The following is a 14,100-nucleotide window of genomic DNA, read 5'->3' as shown; positions in this document are numbered from 1 at the left end:
GGTTCAGAAGTCCGCGGTCCGGGAGTGCACGCCGGTGGGCGCGTCCGGCTGCCGCGTCGCCCCTGAGGCGAGCTCCGCCCTTACGCGCGGGGCGACTTCGGTGCCGAAGAGCCGGATGTTCTCCATCAGGTGCGCGTGCGGCATCGGGCCCATCCCGTACTTGAGGTCGAACCGGGTGGCGCCGAGGACGCGCATGGTCCTGACGATCCTGCGGGCGACCGTCGCGGGCGAACCGACGTAGAGCGAGCCGTAGGCCCGTTCGTGCTCGTAGTACGCGCGGGTGATGGGAGGGAAGCCCCGCTCGCGGCGGGCCTCCAGCATGAAGCTCTCGTAGTACGGCCAGTACTCCTCGCTCGCCTGTGCGTCGGTCGCGGCGACGTGCCCCGGCGAGTGCAGGCCGATCGGCCGCGGTCCGTACCCCGCCTCCGCCGTGGAGCGGCGGAAGAGTTCGGTGAGCCGTGCGAGGCGGGCCGGGTTGCCGCCGATGGCGCCGAGCATGAGGTTGAACCCGTACCTGGCCGCCCGGACGACCGACGCCGGACTGCCGCCCACGCCGACCCACGTCGGCAGGGCGCCGGAGGCGGTGCGCGGGAACACCTGGAGTCCGGGCAGCGCGGCCCGCGTCGTGCCCGACCAGGTGACCGGGCGCTCGGTGCGCAAAGCGGCGAAGAGCTCCAGCCGCTCCTCGAAGAGCCGCTCGTAGTCGGCGAGGTCGAAGCCGAACAGCGGGAAGGACTCCTTGCTCGACCCGCGGCCGAGGATCACCTCCGCACGCCCTTGCGAGAGCGCGTCGAGCGTGGCGTACCGCTGGAACACGCGCACGGGGTCGTCGGAGCTGAGCACGGTGACGGCGGAGCCCAGCCGGATCCGCGAGGTGCGTGCCGCGACGGCGGTCAGCACCAGGTCGGGGGCCGAGAGCGGCATCTCCTCGATGTGGTGCTCCCCGAGCCCGAAGAAGTCCAGCCCGGCCCGTTCCGCCGCCACGCCCTCCTCGACCAGCGCGCGGAGGTTCTCGGGGTGACCGTGGGGGCGTCCCGCGGCGTCCTTGGTGACGTCCCCGAAGCTGTCGATGCCGATGACGACGGGGAACGACGCTTCCGCCTCCATGGCGCACCTCCAAGTGTTTGACGTGTCAAGAATATGCACATCATTGACTCGTCAAACAAGTGGGTGGCCATGTGATCCGCGCCCGGGACGCGGCTCACAAGCCGAGGCCCGGCCCGTCCCGCCGGTACCCGGGCGGGGTCACGGCACCCGGGCGGTCCACTCCGGGGAGCCGAACTTGGCGGCGACGAGTTCCTCGGCACGGGCCAGTTCCTCGGCCGTGACGCTTCCGTCGGTGAGGCCGTACCGGGCCCGGAAGGACTCGATCATGCGGTCGATGACCGCCTCGCGCGGCAGCCCGGTCTGGCGGCGCAGCGGGTCGACGCGCTTCTGGGCGCTGCGGGTGCCCTTGTCGGACATCTTCTCCCGCCCGATGCGCAGCACCTCGAGCATCTTGTCGGCGTCGATGTCGTAGGACATCGTCACATGGTGCAGGACCGCCCCCGCCCCGCCGTCCGGGGCGACGACCCGCTTCTGCGCGGCGCCGGCGATCTTGCCGGCCTCGGTGGCGATGTCGTTCAGCGGCTGGTACCAGGCCTTGATCCCCATGTCGCCAAGGGCGTCGAGGACCCAGTCGTCGAGGTAGGCGTAGGAGTCGGCGAACGACAGCCCCGACACCAGTGACGCGGGGACCGAGAGGGAGTAGGTGATGGTGTTCCCGGGCTCCACGAACATCGCGCCGCCGCCCGAGATCCGCCGTACGACGGTCAGGCCGTGGCGCGCGGCACTGTCGGCGTCGACCTCGTTCGCCAGGGACTGGAAGCTGCCGATGACGACCGCCGGGCCGCCCCATTCCCAGACCCGCAGGGTCGGCGGGCGGCGCCCGGCCGCGACCTCGGCGGTGAGCACCTCGTCGAGGGCCATGTGCAGGGCCGGGGACTGCGGCGCCTGGTGGATCAGCTGCCAGTCGTAGTCGGTCCAGTCCGTGGCCTGGGCGAGGGCCCGCCGTACGGCGACCGCGACGCCCTCCGCGGTCAGGCCGTACATGACCGTCCCCTCGGGCAGGGCCGCCTCGATCCGGGCCGCGAGGCCGGCGGCGTCGGTGTCGGCGGGGGCGCCTTCGAGCGCGCGGTCGATGGCGGAGATCGCCTCGTCCGGCTCGAGGAAGAAGTCGCCGGCCACCCGGACGTTGCGGAGCACCCCGTCGTGATCGTCGAGGTCCACGACCACGAGCTTCCCACCGGGCACCTTGTACTCACCGTGCATGACGACGACAACCGTCCCGGCCGTCTCTTTAGTCCCGGCGACGGCGCAGGGCGCGGGCGGGACGGGCGCGGCGCGCTCCGCCACGGGGCGGATGTGCCTGTACTGAGGGGCCCGGCGATGGAACACTGAATCCGCAACCAGTCGTTCAGGGGGATCCGACATGACTGCCGCCCGGCCGGGCCACCAGCCCGCCACCGGTTCACCGCTCGCAGCGCAGCGCGGGGGACCGACCGTGCTGCGCATCGTCCTGGGCACGCAGCTGCGCCGGCTGCGCGAGTCCCGGCGGATCAGCCGCGAGGCGGCCGGCGAGGCGATCCGCGCGTCGCACGCGAAGATCAGCCGCCTGGAGCTGGGCCGGGTGGGCTTCAAGGAGCGCGACGTCGCCGACCTGCTGACCCTGTACGGCGTGACCGACGCCCAGGAGCGCGCCGACCTGCTGGCGCTGGCCCGCCGGGCCAACAACCCCGGCTGGTGGCACCAGTACGCCGACGTCCTGCCGAGCTGGTTCGAGACGCACATCGGCCTCGAGGAGGCCGCGCACACCATCCGCACGTACGAGGTGCAGTTCGTCCCCGGCCTGTTGCAGACCGAGGCGTACGCCCGGGCCGTCACCCGGCTCGGACACCCCCGCGCCTCCGAGCGGGAGATCAGCCGCCGCGTCGACCTGCGGATGACCCGTCAGGCGCTGCTCTCCAAGGAAGACGCGCCGCAACTGTGGGTGGTGCTCGACGAGGCCTGCCTCCACCGGCCGCTCGGCGGCGCCGAGGTGATGCGGGGTCAGCTGGAGCACCTGATGAAGGTCGCCGCCCTCCCCAACGTGACGCTGCAGATCGCCCCGTTCGACATCGGCGGTCTGGCCGCCGCGGGCGGCCCCGTCACCATCCTGCGCTTCTCCGAGCCCGACCTGCCCGACATCGTCTACCTGGAGCAGCTGACGAGCGCGCTCTACCTGGACAAGCAGGACGACGTCGAGCACTACCTGACCGTCATGGACCGGCTGGCGGCCGAGTCGCAGCCGCCGCGCAACGCCGGCCGGATCCTGACCCGGCTCGTCGACCGGCTGGGCTGAGCACCGCCGCCGTGGGTCAACCGCGCGCGACCTTCCCTAGGATGACGGTTGCCCGGCGTCATCGCGGAGAAGGATGGATGTCATGACGGACGACGTCTCCTGGGTCGACCAGACCAAACCAAGCATCGCGCGCGTCTACGACTACCTGCTCGGCGGCAAGGACAACTACGCCGTCGACCGCGAGATCGGCGACGTGTTCAAGAAGGACCTGCCCGGCTCGGTGGCGATCGCCTTCGCCAACCGTGCGGCGCTGATCCGGGCGATCCGGGAGATCGCCACCACGACCGGTGTACGGCAGTTCGTCGACCTGGGCAGCGGTCTGCCGACCGCGGACAACGTCCACCAGGTCGCCCAGCGGCACGTGCCCGGCTCCACGGTGGTGTACGTGGACAGCGACCCGATCGTCCTCGCCCACGGCCGGGCGCTGCTGGAGCAGAACGACGACACCCGGGTCATCCAGGCCGACATACGCGAACCCGAGGTCATCCGGAACCACCCGGACACCCTCGAGGTGATCGACTTCGACAAGCCCGTCGCCGTCGTCCTCAGCGCGATCCTCCACCACGTGAACGACGACGAGGACCCGTCGGGCATCGTCGACTACTGGCGCGACCAAGTGCCCTCCGGCAGCTACTTCTTCGTCAGCCACTTCCGGTCCGGCCACAACCCGGAGACCGCCGAGGCGGAGCGCATCCTCCAGCAGACCTTCGGCCGCGGCCGGTGGCGCACCGACAAGGAGATCGAGGACCTGCTGGACGGCCTGGAGATCCTGGAGCCGGGCATCGTCCCCGCGTCGCTGTGGCGCCCGGACCCGGGCGACGGCGTCTCCCGCATCGGCGACGCCGAGCGCGAACTCACCGTCTGGGAACGTCTCATCGCCGCCGGGCTGGCCCGGAAGCCGTAGCAGCGGGCTCCTCGCTGCCGTCCGCCTCACCCACGCGCACGTCAACTCCGCGACGGGCGCGCGCCGGTGGCCCGCACCGCCGGGCACGGCGGCAAGAGCGGCCCGGGACCGCCGGGGGCCACTCCGGGGCCCCGGGTCCGCTGTGTTCATCAGACACCCAACGACGCGATCCGGCGAGCCGGACTGACCCACCCGGGTTCCCGCGCAACGAAGCACGATGGACACATGTGTGACGGGCCGTCCGGGGCGCCGGGAGCGAGCGCGCCGTCAGCGGCTGTCGCCGCGCCAGTCCCAGTGGACGGCGTCCTCCGCGCGAGGGGCGTACCGGGCGCGGCCGCCCGGGCCGAACCGGCCGACGTCGGTGCGCAGCTCGGCACCCGCCGAGTGCTGCGAATCCGTCCAGCCGGTCACGTCGAGCAGGAGCCCGTCCAGCGGGCCGCCGACCAGTTCCCGGTAGAGGTGCCCGGGGCGGGGACCCGGATCCGGATCGTCGACGTCGGCACCGTAGACCCTGGGTCGCATCAGCTCGTCCATGGCCTCCACGGTGCCACCCGGCACCGACAATCCCCCGGGGCACGGCTCGGGCCGGCCCGCAGGGAGCCGGACCGGCCCGGGAAGCAGGCGGGTGCCGGTCGCCGGTCGCCGGCGTCCGCGTGGGAACCGCACGCTTGCGCGGCCCCCACGGCGCCAGGCGGCGTACTCCCGCCACCGGTCACCCGCGTGAGGTGCAACCGCCGGGTGGACGCGGTCGTTCCCGTCCCGGGGGCGGGACCGCCGAGGGCGGGTGTCACCGACGGTTCCCCTTCCGTGACGCAGGACGTCTGTACCGAATGGAAGATTTCGTTCACACCTGGATGAAGAGCCCCTAAGGCTGCAAGCCGTGCCCGCTCTTCGCGCACCTCGAGGAGTACCGGATGCCCCACGGAGCACACTCCGCTCCCGCCGTCCCGCACCCTGACCCCGCCTCGGCGCGCGACTGCCCGTTCCGCCTCGGGTGGGGCACCCGGATCACGGCGCGGGGGCACCAGGTGTGCTCCGCGTGCCAGCACCCCGCGCCACCGCCCGTGCCGGGTGCCGAAGCCCCGGTTCCGGCGGATCTCCGGCGGAGCGGGCCCCCGGCCGCCTGAGCACGGGGTCCGCCGGCCCGCGCGCGGCACGACGCGGAACACTCAGGGCCGAACCACCCACTCTTACAGGGCAGTTCCGCCGCTTCCCGGGCCCCTCGGCCCGCCTGTCCGAATAAGATCCACTTCAGTCGGGTCAACAGGCAGGCGGCAGCGGAGGACCGGGTACACGCACATGGCCGAACAGATCGCCAATCCTCCTCCAGGCCGTGCCGCGCTCGCCGTACGCTGCCGTGACGTCGTCGACTCCGAGTGGTTCGGCGTCACCGTCTTCGCCCTCGTCCTCGCCAACGCGGCCGTCCTCGGCGTCGAGACGTACGACGGGATCACCGCGCGCTGGCACGACTCCCTGAAGCTGGTGGAGCACGGCTTCCTCGCGGTCTTCACCGCCGAGGTCGTCTTACGGGCCTGCGCCCACGCCGACCGCCCCCGGGATTTCCTCCGCGACCCGTGGAACCTCTTCGACCTGGCCGTGGTGACGCTGGCGTACCTGCCCTTCGCGCGCGAGAACGCCACGGTGCTGCGGCTGCTGCGGCTGGCCCGGGTCGTGCGTGCGGCCCGCTTCCTGCCGCAGCTGCGCATCATCATCGTGGCCGTCGGCAAGAGCCTGCCGGGCACGCTCAGCTTCCTGCTGGTCGGCACCATGCTGCTGTACGTCTACGCCATGACCGGCTGGGTCTTCTTCGCCGACGCCGATCCCGAGCACTACGGGTCCATCGGGCGGGCCGCCCTGTCGCTCTTCCTCCTGATCACCCTGGACGGCATCGGCGACGCCGTCCACGGCGGCCTGCAGATCTCGCGATGGAGCCTGCTCTACTACGCCTCGTATGTGCTGATCGGCTCGTTCGTCCTGGTCAATCTGCTCATCGGCGTGGTCATCAGCTCGCTGGAGGAGGCCAGGCAGCTTGAGCACGAGCGCGAGCGCGAGACACCGCACCGCACGGCTGACGGAGACGGAGAGCCGGCATGCGACCTGCGGGAACGCATCGCCACCGCCCGGCGGGCCCTGGACGAACTGGAGGAGGGGCTGGCACTCGTCGGCGCACGGAGCGCGGGCCCGGAAGCCGTCACCGCCGCGGCCGTCCCGCCCCCCGAGCCCGCCTCGTCCGGCGCGCGCCCGGCCGGGTCACCGGCACCGACCTGAGTCCCCGCGCCGCACGCCAGGCGCCTGCGTCGGGCCCCGGTGGGGTCAGAGCGTCAGGACACGGCCGAACAACCCCACGGCGATCAGGAGCGTGACGGCGAAGATGGCCACCAGGGCCACGACCTCCCAGGCCTTCGGGACCTCGGGGGGCTCGGCGTACGAGATCCCCGCGGTGGTGCTCTCCTCGCAGGGCGGCGTCGGAGTCGGCGCCACCCGGGCGCGGTGCGGGCGCAGGGCGGGCGCGGGCCGCTCGGCGGCGCCGCCCGCGGCGACGAAGCCCGGGCCGATCGTGGGGCCGATCGACGGCCGGGGACGGATCAGTGTGTCGGACATGCTCACCACTCCGGACGTTCCTCTGGCGGACACGGGATCGCTCCGCACGGCGTCACGTCGGGCGGCGGCAGCCGGCACGCTCCGGAACCTCGTCGCGATCCGCGGAGGGCTCCGCTGTCCACTGCCCGGGCAATTCATCTTATATCCGTACGAAGAGTTCCACGCTCAGTGGGCTCACACCCCCCGTCGAAGCGCGTCAGCAGATGGTCACCCATGGTGGCCGGCGGCACTCGTCCCCCTCGCGAAGCCGCACGAACCCTTCGGGATGGGAGAGGATGAGGGGTGGGCTCACGAGGGCAACACCGAGGGAGAGCACTGAAGATGACCGACGCACTGGTGCTCGGTGGCGGCGGTGTCGCCGGGATCGCCTGGATCACCGGACTGCTGACCGGGCTCGCGGACGCGGGGCAGGACGTGACGGGTGCCGGGGTGCTGGTCGGGACGTCGGCGGGGGCGACGGTCGCCGCGCAACTCGGCAGCGGGCTGCCGCCGGCCGAGCTCTACGCCCGGCAGACCGAGCCGGAGCTGCAGTCGGCCGAGATCATGGCCGACGTGGATCTGGCGAACTTCGGCGCGGGCATCGCCGACGTCCTGCAGGGCATCGACTCCGTCCCCGGCATGCGGCGCGCGGTCGGCCGGTACGCCCTCGGCGCCGAGACCGTGCCGGAGGCGGAACGGCGGCGGGTGATCGAGTCCCGACTCCCCTCCCACGACTGGCCCGCGTCCCGGACGGTGCGCATCGTCGCCGTGGACGCGGAGACCGGGCAGCCGCGCGTCTTCGACAGCTCGTCCGGGGTGGCCCTCGTGGACGCCGTCGCCGCGAGCTGCGCCGTGCCCGGCATCTGGCCGCCGGTGACGATCGACGGTCGCCGCTTCGTGGACGGCGGGGTACGGTCCGCCGCGAACGCGGACTACGCCGGGGGCGCCTCTCGCGTGCTGGCGATCGTGCCGATGGGGGCCACGGAGCTCTTCCCCAGCGAACACCCCCTGAAGCTCGCCGTGGCGGAACTGCGGGCCGCCGGCGCCGAGGTCGCCGTCGTCGGACCGGACGACGCGTCAGTGGCGGCGATGGGCACGAACCCCCTCGACCCGGCCACCCGCCGCCCCGCCGCCGAGGCCGGCCGGGCGCAGGGCCGTGAGCTGCGGCTCCGGTGGACCCGGGCGTGACCGCCCGGCGGGCCGGGCGGAGGCCCCGCCGAGACCTGCCCATCCGCCAGACCCGGCTGAGCAACGGCACAGCCCCACTGGTTCAGCCTCGGTAACCTTGAAGTTCGGGGCGTGAGATGACCTGCTGCCACGGCCCCGGCCGGTCGTCCCACCGCCCTAATACGCGGGTCGTGAGCCGGGTGAGCGCATCTCGGGAGACGATGACTCCACCACACGCGACAACGCACCCAAGGCGGTGTGGCACCGCTGGTAGAAGCACCGGCCCGCGTCCCGCACCGCCCGCTCAGGGCCGAAGCCCGGCCAGCCGGAGCACCGCGTCCAGGCCGCGGTGCGCGCCGGGGGCGGCGCCGGCGGGCAGGACGTACGCGCGCAGCCCGGTGCCGGCCGCGCCGCCGTCCTTGGCGGGGTGGTCACCGACCATCAGCGTCTCGGCCGGGTCCACGCCCAGCGCTCCGCAGGCGTGCCCGAACAGGACGGGGTCGGGCTTCTCGGTGTCGTACGCGTAGGAGTGCACCCACGCGGAGAAGTGGTGGTCGAGCCCGTGCTGGGCGAAGGTCGGCCGCAGGTCCCAGCCGACGTCGCTGACGACGCCCAGGGCGATACCCGCGTCCCGCAGTGCCTCCAGCGTGGCCCCGGCGTCGGCGTACGGCACCCAGTGGGCGGGGGCCCGCAGTTGGTCGTAGAGCGCGTCGGCGTAGGCGCGAGTGCGGGGACGGAGGCGTACCACGTCGTGAAGGCGTGACGGTGCGCCTTGGAGGAGACGTCCCGCCCCGGTTGCGCGCGCACCACCTCGGGGTCCGCGAGCCCCGCCTCCAGCCCGTCGAGCAGCCGCTCCATCTCCGCTCCGTCCACGGACCGTCCGAGCGCGGCGCGGATGCGGTCCGCGTACGAGGCGATCTGGAACAGGGTTCCGGAGAAGTCGAAGAGCACGGCGCGCACCGGCAGCCGCCCTCGGGCGGCAGCCGTGGCGCGCAGGGGACCTTCGGGACCGCAGACGGGAGCGTGTGTCATTCGATCTTCCTACCGCACGCACCCCGGCTCCGGGCGAAGCGGCGTCGTCCTGCCACCTCCACCAGGTCCCGTGCCGACCGCAGTTGTTCCGCCTGAACCACCGGACGCCCCGGCCTTCGGCGCGTTGCCCACGGCGTCAGCCTGCGGCGGTGGCCGCCCCGAAGCGGGCGACGCAGTGCCACACCTTCTTGAGTGCCTGCGCGTCGTGCCGCCCCGTGGCGGCCGCCAGGCCGATCGCGCGCGGGTCGAGCACTCCGCCGACCGCGATCCGGGCGCCCAGGTCCACGTACTCCTGACCGCGGTACGCGGGCCTGAGGCGCAACTCCTCCACGGTGAGCCGGAAGCCGCCGTGCCACTCCAGGGGGCACGGCAGCCGCCGGGCGGCCGCCTCCACGGCCGTGCCCCGGTAGCAGGGGTCCAGGACGAGCGCCTCGACGACCCCGTCCAGGCGCACCGGGCCGTGGACCTGCGCCTCGATGTAGTCGTCGAGGGCGTCCTTGGAGTCGGCCAGGGCGAGCGCGATCAGCCCCATGCGCTCCGCGACGCCGAAGTCGGAGGGCTCGAAGTAACTGTCGGGGTAGCAGAACGTCGTCCGCGCCAAGGCCCGGGCGGTCAGACGGAAGTGGGCGGAGCCGAAGCGCGGTGCGGCGCCGACCGTCCTGCGGCGGAAGTCCAGCGCCCCGTACACGGGGCGTTCGGCGGCGGGCGCGGCGTCGTACGCCCCGTCGAAGATGCGGCTCTCCCACCGCCACCGGTCGCCGCCCGGGCGGGCGGTCAGGCCGCCGTTGCTCGTCCCCGTGGCGAACTGCGAGAGGTAGACCCCCGCCTCGGCCAGGGCCTCCAGCACCGTCTCGCCCCGCGCCGCCCGGTCCGGGTGGAAGTTCAGCGTCACGCGCAGCGCCGGATCGACCGGAGGCCCCGACGACAGCCCCGCCACATGGCGCAGGGCCCGCTCCCGCGGAGTCAGGGCGTCGGTGTCAGACGTCATCCCCGCAGTGTGGCGCGGGAATCGGGGAGTTCGCACGTGCATATCCCCGACCACAGGAATGATGGCACCATGCAAAGATCATCCCTGAGGGCATGCGCCCTCGTCCTCGCCGCGGCGGCTTCGGTCGGTGCCTGCGGGTCGGGCGACGCCGACCGGGCACGCGGACTCGCCCGTGAGGCGTGCGCGAACTACGAGATGTTCCTCACCTCGGACTTCAGCACTGCGGACGCCCGGAAGACGGCCCACCGAAGGGTCGTACCCGCTCTCGAGGACAGCGCCCGCCAGGCCGCCCAGGCCGCGCGTCTCGACTCCGACTGGCAGGAACTCGCTCTGGGCCTTTCCCGGGTGGCGCAGCAGACCTCGGCAAGCCTCGACCTCGCCGACCTGCAGGCCGGCACCACGCGGTCCGACGGTCCGGACGACGAGGAGGAACTCCAGGCCAGCGTCCTGAACCTCGGCGGCGAGATCGACGCCCACGACCCCAAGGCGCAGTGCCTGAAGACCCAGGACTCCTGACGGGACCCGCTGCGGCGGCCCGATGGCGGCGTACCCGCGCCATCGGGCGCCGTCGCCTGCGCGTACGCCTGTCAGACCGCCGCCGTCAGCTCCTCGTACTGCTGGTCGGTGAGCCGGATGCCCGCGGCGGCGATGTTGTGCTCCAGGTGCGCGACCTTCGACGTGCCCGGGATGGGCAGCATGACCGGTGAACGCCGCAGCAGCCAGGCGAGGGCCAGCTGGGACGGCTGGGCGCCGTGCTCCTCGGCGATCCGGTCCAGGGGACCGCCCTTGCGGGCCAGTCCTCCCGTGGCGAGCGGGTACCAGGGGATGAAGCCCATGCCGTTTCGCTCGGCGTGGGCGAGGACGTCCTCGGACGCGCGGTCGGCGAGGTTGTAGCGGTTCTGGACGGAGACGATGGTCGCGGTCCTCGATGCCTCCTCGATCTGGGCCGTGGTCACCTCGCTGAGCCCGATGTGCCGGATCTTGCCCTCCTGCTGCATGGCGGCGAGTTCGCCGACCTGGTCCGCGATGGGCACTTCGGGGTCGACGCGGTGGAGCTGCAGCAGGTCGATGCGCTCGACGCCCAGATGGCGCAGGCTCAGCTCGACCTGCTGCCTCAGGTACGCGGGCCGCCCGACCGCGACCCACTCGCCGGGCCCCGGGCGGGCGAAGCCCGCCTTCGTGGCGATCACCAGGTCCGGCGGATACGGGTGGAGGGCCTTGCGCATGAGCAGCTCGGCGGTGAAGGGGCCGTAGGCGTCGGCGGTGTCCATGAAGGTGACACCGAGGGCGACCGCGCGCCGCAGAACCCGTACGGCCTCCTCGGGGTCCGGGGGATCGCCCCAGACCCCCTCCCCCGTGAGCTGCATCGTCCCGTACCCCAGACGGTGAACGGGCAGATCACCGCCCAGCTCGAAGGTGCCCGACTCGTGGGCGTCGGCCCCCGCGCTCATGGATGTCATGGGGTCTCCTCGGGGTCGTGCGGGCGGACGGCTGCTCACCAGCCTCGACGCGCGGCCCGCTCTCCGCGCGGCGGGCTACGCCGACCGGCCGCGTCGCCTCACCCCCCGCCCGACCGGGACGCCTGAAGGGCGTGCCCGGGCCCGCCCGGACCGCCGTACCGACGCGCCCGTCAGCCGAGCGCCTCCTTGAGGCTGTCGTGGTCCGTGGCGGCCAGGATCGACTCGCGGGCCTCGGGGCAGCGCTCCAGCGCCGCGGCGTCGAAGTCCGCCGCGGTGCGCGGCTGCTGTTCCGGGTGGTCGGCGAGCCAGGTGGCCAGGTCGATGGCCAGCGCGGCCTGGGCGCCGACGCCGGAGCCGACGTCCTCCACCTTGGACCGCTCATCGGTGAGGAAGGCGCAGAACGAGGCGGCGTCGACCGGGTTGGCCTCACCGCCGCGCGACGGGTCTGCCGCGGAGGCGCTCCGCGACGCGCTCGCGCTCGCGTCCGGCGCCGGTGCACTGGCCGACGGTCCCGCGCCGGCCTCGGCACCCTTGCCCCCGCAGGCGATCAGGAGCAACAGCAACAGGGTCGCGGGCACTGCGTACTTCATGGTTTCCCCCTCCTCCGGGACGCCCCCACGGCGTCCGTCGCCGCCGTCCGACGGCATCGTCCCGCGCTTGTCCCGCGTCGTCCCGGGAGCGGGCCTGATCGGTACCCGGCGGTGACAGTCTCCGGACGGCACGCCCGAAGAGGCCTGTCCCCACTATTGGCTGACGCTTCATCAAGGAGACATCCGACGAGGCTCGACACGTCGTCGCGGTTCGGCCAGGCTGATCCGGGCATGTCAATCAGGCCGTGCACGCCCCCACCGCGGTCGACCTGGAGGAAGCAAGTGAAGAGAAGCTCGCGTATCGGCAGGGTCCCGGCTGTCGTCGGCAGCGCGGTCGCGCTGGTGATCGCCCTTCCGGGGACGGCGTTCGCCGCCCCGCCCACCGCCCTGCCCGCCAACGCGGACGGCCTGGAGCAGACGTTCCAGCCGGCGTTCGACTACGACACGGACGGCTGCTACGCCACCCCCGCCATCGGCCCCGACGGCACCATCAACCCGGGCCTGAACCCCACCGGCGCCCTCAACGGCAACTGCCGCGACCAGTCGGATCTGGACAACACCAACGGCTACGCCCGCTACAAGTGCAACAACGGCTGGTGCGCCGTCATCTACGGCCTCTACTTCGAGAAGGACCAGGCCATACCCGGCATCAGCCTCGGCGGCCACCGCCACGACTGGGAGCACGTCGTGGTCTGGGTGAAGGACGACCAGGCCCAGTACGTGTCCACCTCGGCGCACGGCAACTTCAACGTCTACGGCCGCGACCAGATCCGCTGGGACGGGACCCATCCCAAGGTCGTCTACCACAAGGACGGCGTGAGCACGCATTGCTTCCGTCCCGCCAACACCAACGACGAGCCGCCGGAGAACCACTACCACGGCTGGCAGTTCCCGGACCTGATCGGCTGGAACGGCTACCCCGCGGGCCTGCGCGACAAGCTGAGCCAGGCCGACTTCGGCAGCGCGGTCTTCGGGCTGAAGGACGGCAACTTCAACGACCACCTGGCGAAGGCCAAGCCGGCGGGCATCCCGTTCGACCCCAACGCCTGACGCGTGCGCCGGGACGGGGCGGCGCACCGCCCCACCCCGGGCACGGCCGCGTCAGACGGCGTCCAGCTCCGCGATCTCCTCGGCGGTGAGCACGAGTTCCGCCGCGGCCACCGAGTCGCGGATGGTCTCCGGGCGGCTGGAGCCCGGGATCGGGATCACGTACGGGGACTTGGCGAGCATCCACGCCAGGCACACGCGCTGCGGGCTGACCCCGTGGGTCTGCGCGACCCGGGCGAACGGCGCGTAGGCCGAGCCGAGTTCGCCGGCCCGGGAGATGCCGCCGAGCGGGCTCCACGGCAGGAAGGCGATGCCGAGCTCGTGGCACAGCTCGAGCTCCGGCTCGCTGGAGCGGAACGCCGGGGAGAACTGGTTCTGCACGGAGACCAGACGGCCGCCCAGGATCTCGTCCGCCTGCCGGATCTGCTCCGGGTTCGCGTTGGAGACGCCGGCCATGCGGATCTTGCCCTCGTCGAGCAGGTCGCGCACCGCGCCCACGGACTCCGCGTACGGGACCTTGGGGTCGGGGCGGTGGAACTGGTACAGCCCGATGGCCTCCACGCCCAGCCGCCGCAGCGAGTCCTCACAGGCCCGCTTGATGTGCTCGGGAGAGCCGTCGAGGGTCCAGCGGCCGTCGCCGGGGCGCAGGTGACCGCCCTTGGTGGCGACCAGGACCTCGGAGCCGCGTCCGTGGGACGCCAGCGCCTTGGCGATCAGGGCCTCGTTGTGGCCGACCTCGTCGGCGTGCAGGTGGTAGGCGTCCGCCGTGTCGATGAGGGTGACACCGGCGTCGAGGGCCGCGTGGACGGTCTCGATGGACCGCGCCTCGTCCGGCCGGCCCTCGATCGACATGGGCATGCCGCCCAGGCCGATCGCGCTGACCTCGGTGTCCCCGATGCGGCGAGTCTGCATGTGTCCGTGGCCTTTCTCGGCTTGCGTCTCGGCTCTTGCGT

At 72.8% G+C, this 14,100-nt stretch carries 15 protein-coding genes; 6 read left to right on the top strand and 9 right to left on the bottom strand.

Features of this window, described 5'->3' with window-relative positions; all coding sequences use genetic code 11:
- Positions 1-3: 3 nt before the first annotated feature.
- Both PV342_RS01165 and lplAB read right to left on the bottom strand, forming a co-directional pair.
- The gene (locus tag PV342_RS01165; RefSeq protein ID WP_500315595.1) at positions 4-1,107 is read right to left on the bottom strand and encodes an LLM class flavin-dependent oxidoreductase; all 1,104 of its coding nucleotides are present in this window, start codon (positions 1,105-1,107) and stop codon (positions 4-6) included.
- Positions 1,108-1,245: 138 nt separating this feature from the next.
- Complete coding sequence (lplAB, locus tag PV342_RS01160; RefSeq protein ID WP_392606440.1) at positions 1,246-2,310, bottom strand: lipoate-protein ligase LplAB; 1,065 nt, start codon at positions 2,308-2,310, stop codon at positions 1,246-1,248.
- Positions 2,311-2,470: 160 nt separating this feature from the next.
- Between lplAB and PV342_RS01155 the strand changes: the two genes are divergently transcribed.
- Complete coding sequence (locus tag PV342_RS01155) at positions 2,471-3,379, top strand: Sco1979 family transcriptional regulator (RefSeq protein ID WP_500315594.1); 909 nt, start codon at positions 2,471-2,473, stop codon at positions 3,377-3,379.
- Positions 3,380-3,452: 73 nt separating this feature from the next.
- Entirely contained in the window at positions 3,453-4,283 is an 831-nt protein-coding gene (locus tag PV342_RS01150) for an SAM-dependent methyltransferase (protein ID WP_500315593.1), read from the top strand.
- A gap of 267 nt (positions 4,284-4,550) precedes the next feature.
- Here the strand turns inward: PV342_RS01150 and PV342_RS01145 are convergent, their stop codons facing one another.
- On the bottom strand, positions 4,551-4,817 hold the full coding sequence (locus tag PV342_RS01145; RefSeq protein WP_026251873.1) for a hypothetical protein: 267 nt from the start codon (positions 4,815-4,817) through the stop codon (positions 4,551-4,553).
- Positions 4,818-5,582: 765 nt separating this feature from the next.
- On the opposite strand from PV342_RS01145, the gene PV342_RS01140 reads away from it, so the two are divergent.
- Complete coding sequence (locus PV342_RS01140; RefSeq protein ID WP_400796987.1) at positions 5,583-6,551, top strand: ion transporter; 969 nt, start codon at positions 5,583-5,585, stop codon at positions 6,549-6,551.
- 45 nt (positions 6,552-6,596) lie between these two features.
- Here the strand turns inward: PV342_RS01140 and PV342_RS01135 are convergent, their stop codons facing one another.
- Entirely contained in the window at positions 6,597-6,884 is a 288-nt protein-coding gene (locus tag PV342_RS01135; RefSeq protein ID WP_158689911.1) for a DUF6480 family protein, read from the bottom strand.
- 321 nt (positions 6,885-7,205) lie between these two features.
- On the opposite strand from PV342_RS01135, the gene PV342_RS01130 reads away from it, so the two are divergent.
- Complete coding sequence (locus PV342_RS01130; protein WP_500315592.1) at positions 7,206-8,051, top strand: patatin-like phospholipase family protein; 846 nt, start codon at positions 7,206-7,208, stop codon at positions 8,049-8,051.
- A gap of 283 nt (positions 8,052-8,334) precedes the next feature.
- Here PV342_RS01130 and PV342_RS01125 read toward each other — a convergent pair whose 3' ends face one another.
- Positions 8,335-8,778: an HAD family hydrolase gene (locus PV342_RS01125; RefSeq protein ID WP_500315591.1), complete on the bottom strand. Its 444-nt coding sequence runs from the start codon at positions 8,776-8,778 to the stop codon at positions 8,335-8,337.
- A 420-nt stretch (positions 8,779-9,198) separates the two neighbouring features.
- Complete coding sequence (locus tag PV342_RS01120; protein WP_500315590.1) at positions 9,199-10,050, bottom strand: DUF3626 domain-containing protein; 852 nt, start codon at positions 10,048-10,050, stop codon at positions 9,199-9,201.
- Between the two features lie 69 nt (positions 10,051-10,119).
- Here PV342_RS01120 and PV342_RS01115 point away from each other — a divergent pair, with 69 nt between their 5' ends.
- Entirely contained in the window at positions 10,120-10,566 is a 447-nt protein-coding gene (locus tag PV342_RS01115) for a hypothetical protein (protein WP_158689910.1), read from the top strand.
- A gap of 71 nt (positions 10,567-10,637) precedes the next feature.
- On the opposite strand, the gene PV342_RS01110 is transcribed toward PV342_RS01115, so the two are convergent.
- Together PV342_RS01110 and PV342_RS01105 are read right to left on the bottom strand one after the other, a co-directional pair.
- Positions 10,638-11,510 carry an aldo/keto reductase gene (locus tag PV342_RS01110; protein ID WP_400797004.1) on the bottom strand — a complete coding sequence of 291 codons (873 nt, stop codon included), beginning with the start codon at positions 11,508-11,510 and terminating at the stop codon, positions 10,638-10,640.
- 170 nt (positions 11,511-11,680) lie between these two features.
- Positions 11,681-12,100, bottom strand: a complete 420-nt coding sequence (locus PV342_RS01105; RefSeq protein ID WP_500315589.1) for a hypothetical protein — start codon at positions 12,098-12,100, stop codon at positions 11,681-11,683.
- A gap of 282 nt (positions 12,101-12,382) precedes the next feature.
- Here PV342_RS01105 and PV342_RS01100 point away from each other — a divergent pair, with 282 nt between their 5' ends.
- Positions 12,383-13,150, top strand: coding sequence for an NPP1 family protein (locus PV342_RS01100; protein ID WP_386993790.1), 768 nt, complete (start codon positions 12,383-12,385; stop codon positions 13,148-13,150).
- 51 nt (positions 13,151-13,201) lie between these two features.
- On the opposite strand, the gene PV342_RS01095 is transcribed toward PV342_RS01100, so the two are convergent.
- Positions 13,202-14,059: an aldo/keto reductase gene (locus PV342_RS01095; RefSeq protein WP_386993791.1), complete on the bottom strand. Its 858-nt coding sequence runs from the start codon at positions 14,057-14,059 to the stop codon at positions 13,202-13,204.
- Positions 14,060-14,100: the final 41 nt, after the last annotated feature.

It is taken from the genome of Streptomyces sp. PA03-3a (assembly GCF_033792735.1).
Lineage (GTDB): Bacteria > Actinomycetota > Actinomycetes > Streptomycetales > Streptomycetaceae > Actinacidiphila.
The sequence above is the reverse complement of the archived record's forward strand: the minus strand, read 5'-3'. Positions and strand labels throughout refer to the sequence as shown.

Bases quoted from the DNA above. Each gene is read 5' to 3' on its own strand.
- PV342_RS01165 (WP_500315595.1), bottom strand. From the start codon at position 1,107: ATGGAGGCGGAAGCGTCGTTCCCCGTCGTCATCGGCATCGACAGCTTC.
- lplAB (WP_392606440.1), bottom strand. From the start codon at position 2,310: ATGCACGGTGAGTACAAGGTGCCCGGTGGGAAGCTCGTGGTCGTGGAC.
- PV342_RS01155 (WP_500315594.1), top strand. From the start codon at position 2,471: ATGACTGCCGCCCGGCCGGGCCACCAGCCCGCCACCGGTTCACCGCTC.
- PV342_RS01150 (WP_500315593.1), top strand. From the start codon at position 3,453: ATGGATGTCATGACGGACGACGTCTCCTGGGTCGACCAGACCAAACCA.
- PV342_RS01145 (WP_026251873.1), bottom strand. From the start codon at position 4,817: ATGGACGAGCTGATGCGACCCAGGGTCTACGGTGCCGACGTCGACGAT.
- PV342_RS01140 (WP_400796987.1), top strand. From the start codon at position 5,583: ATGGCCGAACAGATCGCCAATCCTCCTCCAGGCCGTGCCGCGCTCGCC.
- PV342_RS01135 (WP_158689911.1), bottom strand. From the start codon at position 6,884: ATGTCCGACACACTGATCCGTCCCCGGCCGTCGATCGGCCCCACGATC.
- PV342_RS01130 (WP_500315592.1), top strand. From the start codon at position 7,206: ATGACCGACGCACTGGTGCTCGGTGGCGGCGGTGTCGCCGGGATCGCC.
- PV342_RS01120 (WP_500315590.1), bottom strand. From the start codon at position 10,050: ATGACGTCTGACACCGACGCCCTGACTCCGCGGGAGCGGGCCCTGCGC.
- PV342_RS01115 (WP_158689910.1), top strand. From the start codon at position 10,120: ATGCAAAGATCATCCCTGAGGGCATGCGCCCTCGTCCTCGCCGCGGCG.
- PV342_RS01110 (WP_400797004.1), bottom strand. From the start codon at position 11,510: ATGACATCCATGAGCGCGGGGGCCGACGCCCACGAGTCGGGCACCTTC.
- PV342_RS01105 (WP_500315589.1), bottom strand. From the start codon at position 12,100: ATGAAGTACGCAGTGCCCGCGACCCTGTTGCTGTTGCTCCTGATCGCC.
- PV342_RS01095 (WP_386993791.1), bottom strand. From the start codon at position 14,059: ATGCAGACTCGCCGCATCGGGGACACCGAGGTCAGCGCGATCGGCCTG.